This is a genomic window from Flavobacterium sp. (assembly GCF_025352425.1).
Classification (GTDB): domain Bacteria; phylum Bacteroidota; class Bacteroidia; order Flavobacteriales; family Flavobacteriaceae; genus Flavobacterium.
Genome location: NZ_JANXTI010000101.1, coordinates 1 through 4,090 on the forward strand (window position 1 = coordinate 1; position 4,090 = coordinate 4,090).

The 4,090-nt window shown below is 39.6% G+C and carries 4 protein-coding genes; 1 reads left to right on the forward strand and 3 read right to left on the reverse strand.

Annotation, left to right across the window (positions count from 1 at the left end):
• On the forward strand, nt 1-442 hold a 442-nt coding region (locus Q0Q99_RS12285; RefSeq protein ID WP_293896412.1), incomplete at its 5' end, for an outer membrane beta-barrel protein.
• A 480-nt stretch (nt 443-922) separates the two neighbouring features.
• On the opposite strand, the gene Q0Q99_RS12290 is transcribed toward Q0Q99_RS12285, so the two are convergent.
• The 3 genes from Q0Q99_RS12290 to Q0Q99_RS12300 all read right to left on the reverse strand — a co-directional run.
• On the reverse strand, nt 923-2,860 hold the full coding sequence (locus Q0Q99_RS12290) for an OmpA family protein (RefSeq protein ID WP_293896415.1): 1,938 nt from the start codon (nt 2,858-2,860) through the stop codon (nt 923-925).
• A 12-nt stretch (nt 2,861-2,872) separates the two neighbouring features.
• Nucleotides 2,873-3,784 carry a type IX secretion system membrane protein PorP/SprF gene (locus Q0Q99_RS12295; protein ID WP_293896418.1) on the reverse strand — a complete coding sequence of 304 codons (912 nt, stop codon included), beginning with the start codon at nt 3,782-3,784 and terminating at the stop codon, nt 2,873-2,875.
• A gap of 57 nt (nt 3,785-3,841) precedes the next feature.
• The coding region (locus Q0Q99_RS12300) for a gliding motility-associated C-terminal domain-containing protein (protein WP_293896421.1) at nt 3,842-4,090 on the reverse strand (249 nt) is incomplete at its 5' end.

The following is a 4,090-nucleotide window of genomic DNA, read 5'->3' on the forward strand; positions in this document are numbered from 1 at the left end:
TTTCAAAAAAGTGAACGGTACTGTACAAAATACGGTGACAGGAATTCAGGAATCAGCAGAAATCAATGCGACTAGCTTTAATGCGCGATTGAACAATACTTTCAGCGCCACAAAGAATCTTCGTTTTACGTTGTTCGGCATGTACCGCGGCAGTGAAGCCAGCCTTCAATATGTCAGAAGGCCTATGTACAAAACCGATCTTGGTGCAAGCTTAACGATGCTGAAAGGAAAAGGAACTCTTACCATTAAATCAAATGACATTTTTAAAACGATGCATTTTGCCTTTGACGGGAATATTCCTTACAGACAAAACGGTGCTTTTTATTGGGAAAGCCAGACGCTGTATGTTGGATTTAATTATATTTTCGGTGGCGCAAAAAACAAAGCATTGCAGAAAAAGCAACATGATGCCAACGAAACGCAAGGCGGGGGAATGTTTTAGACGGCTGTTTTAAATTTAAAAAAGCCGAAGATGAAATTTTAAAAACCAGAATTGCTTGTTCAGAACGTGGATTTTGAGGATAATATCGTGGAATGCCAGGTTCCGAACGTGGAATGCCAGGCAAATAACGTGGAATTCCACCTTCAGAAGGTTGGATTTCAGGCAAATAACGTGGAATTCCAGGTTCTGAAGATGGAGCGCCAGCAAAATAACGTGGAATTCCACCTTCAGAAGGTGGAATTTCAGATTTAAAAAAGGGCAAAAGGGGCAAAAGTTTTTGCCCCCTTGTATTTGCTGGGATTTTTGAGAAAATAGTCTTTTATTAACAGCCTTAGCAGTTCTAACTTAATCCTAAATATTTTCGAAAAATGGAATAAACTAACCTCGAAAGATTTCTCTTCCGAGGTTAGTTTATTAATGTAATTTAATTGCTATTCAATATGAATCTTTCAGGGACTACTGGATATTAAATTTTAAATCCTACAACGCAACAACAATGAATTCGCTTCGTCTGTTGGCCTGATGTTCGTCTTCGCTACATTTCACTCCGTCTGCACATTTGTTTAATAATTTTGATTCTCCGTAGCCTTTTCCGCTTAGACGACTTGTTTCAATGCCGTTTTTAACCAGCCACGCCACTGAAGATTTTGCCCTTCTGTCAGAAAGTTTTTCGTTGTATTTAGCTGTTCCGCGGCTGTCGGTATGAGAGCGTAGATCGATTTTCATGCTTGGATATTCCTTCATGACGTCCATTATTTTTTCGAGTTCTAATGCGGCATCCTGTCTGATATTCCATTTGTCCAAATCAAAATAGATGATTTTTATGCCAAATGTTTTGGCGAGGTCATCGTTAACGGCAACCGTTTTGATTTTCTTCTCCAATTTGATCGGAAGGTCTGTTTTTCCTGTTTCTTTTGAAATTGTTATCTTTTGTTCCTTGGTTTCGTATTGCTCTTTTGCTGATTTTATGTAGTAGATTTTCCCACATTCAACGGTATCAAAAATATAGAATCCTTTGTCGTCAGACATTACTTCTTTGATTACATTGAACTTTTCGTCAGATAAAGTCACTTTGGTATTTGCAAGAATTTCTTGAGTTGCTACATCAGTTACAATTCCTGATAATATCTGTTCGCAGATTAATTTTTTGGTTTCTAAAAACTTGTAAATATCATCATCACCTTTTCCTCCTGTTCTGTTTGAAGTCAGGAAGCCTTTTCTGGTTTTTGTATCGATTAAGTATGCAAAATCGTCTTGTGGAGAATTCGCCGGAGCACCTATATTTATGGGTTCACTAAAAGTGCCGTCTTTGTTGATCTTAGACACAAAAATATCGAGACCTCCAAGACCCGGATGACCATCGCTTGCAAAATACAGCTCGTTTTCGTCGGTAACCATAGGGAAGGTTTCCTTGCCCTCGGTGTTTATTTTTGTGCCCAGGTTTTCAGGGGTTCCAAAACTTCCGTCATCGTTTATTTTAACCTTAAATAAATCTGATTGTCCATGGGTTCCGGGCATATCAGAGGCAAAATACAATGTTTTCCCGTCAGGGCTCAGCATTGGGTGCGCCGTGCTGTAACTGTCGCTGTCAAATGGAAGTTCCGTGGCTTTTTCCCACTGGTTGTTTTCCAATGTTGCTTTGTAAATTTTCAGAAGTGTAGTTTTTGCGGCATCCTTTCCTTTTTTGCCGTCATTGAAATTATTTCTGGTAAAATACATGGTCTTGCCGTCTTTGGTAAAAACAGGCGTTGCTTCGTGGAACTTGGAATTGATGTCCTTGGCAAATTTAACGGGTTTGGAAAGCCCGCCTTCCGCGGCCTGGTCAGCGCTGTACATATTGGTGAAATACCCGTTGGTCCATTTGTGTTTTTTCTTCATAAAACCTCCCGTGTCCCTGGCCGAGGTAAAGACCAGTTTGTTTCCCAAAAAGGCGCTTCCGTAATCCGAGTATTTAGAATTGATGCCCGCATCCTCGATATTGTACCTTCCGGAATTGGCCTTGATGATGTCCATATAATTTTTATGGTCATTAAAAATCTTGCCCCTTAAGTCTTCGCTTGATTTCTGGTTGAACAAGACCATCATTTGGTCCGCCTTCGCATACTCCTTGATTGATTTTAAAGATTGCGAATATCTGTAATAGTATTCCGGCGCAACCTCCTGGTTCATTGCAAAGAGTTCGCCATACCATTTGGCGGCTTTCTCGAAATTTGCATTATAGTAGTAGGCATTTCCGAGTTTTTCAAACATGTCGGCAGATTTGTAACCCTTTTCGGCCACGCGCTCATAGGTTTTTGTCGCATCGATGTAGGCAAACTTTTCGTATTGTTTGTCTGCTTTTTTTACCGCAGCTTTCTGAGCAGAGCCACTAAAGGCCAAAACACTCAAAAACATTATATAAAGTACTTTATTTTTCATGATGTTGCTCTGTTAAAAGAATCGGGGAGATATAATTTTATTGTAATTGTTGAAGAATTCATATCTGAGAAATACCTCATGGGAACCCGAATTATAATGTCTCAGGGCCGTGGTTTCAAGGTCATATCCGTATCCAATGTACAAACCGTCGGAGATCTGGAACCCTGCCATCACGCTCACCGCGGCATCCCAGCGGTAGGCAAGGCCAAGGACGAATTTGTCGTTAAACATAAAATTGCCCGACACATCCACCTGAAGCGGTGCGCCCATAACTAATTTGGATAATAATGCAGGCTTGAACTTTATCTTGCTTGTTAAGTCAAAGACGTGGCCGGCGATTAAATAATAATTAATCTTATCTCTTGTGATTTTAGTTTCATTGTCATCATATTTTTGCGCCGTCTCAATAAATTTAGGCACCGACAAACCTAAATAGGTTTTGTCTGAATGCAGGTAAAGACCGGCACCGAGGTTTGGAGAAAATTTATCATAACTTTTCAATGATTGATCACTTTGATCAACCGGGTTTAATTTAGAAGCATCGAGATTGAAAAAGTTGCCTGTTCCTTTAATTCCAAATGATAGTTTGTAGGATTCAGAGGTTTGGATCGTGTAGGACACATCTGCAGAAATTGTATTCTCTACAGTAGGCCCGATTTTATCATTTACAAAAGAAAGCCCCACACCTAAATTGGAATTTTCAATAGGCGAATTTATCGACAGCGCATTGGTAACGGGCGCCCCGTCGAGCCCAACCCACTGGGAGCGATATAGTCCAAATATACTTAAGGTTCCCCGGGATCCCGCATAAGCCGGATTGACATTGATTGTGTTGTACATATACTGGGTAAATTGGGCATCTTGTTGTGCATAACTTATCACTCCTGTAAACATCAAAACGAAAATTAGTATTCTTGTTCTCATTAGATTCTTGTTATTAAACTGAGGGCTGTGATAACCCTCAGGAATTAGATTTGTTGCTTATCTTGTTAGGTATAAATATCCTTCTTTGCGATGGTCACCTTCTTTATTTGAATATTTAATAATATAGAAATAGGTTCCTGTTGGTAATCCTATTGACTTGACAACAGTACTCTTTCCTTGAGATATACCTCGGAAAACCCTTGTAATATTATCATACTGGTCGGTTTCAAATACCAAGACACCCCAACGATTGTAAATTTCGACAGTATTTGTAAAGACACAGGAAGTGTCACCAATATTATCAAT

Bases quoted from the DNA above. Each gene is read 5' to 3' on its own strand.
- Q0Q99_RS12290 (WP_293896415.1), bottom strand. From the start codon at position 2,860: ATGAAAAATAAAGTACTTTATATAATGTTTTTGAGTGTTTTGGCCTTT.
- Q0Q99_RS12295 (WP_293896418.1), bottom strand. From the start codon at position 3,784: ATGAGAACAAGAATACTAATTTTCGTTTTGATGTTTACAGGAGTGATA.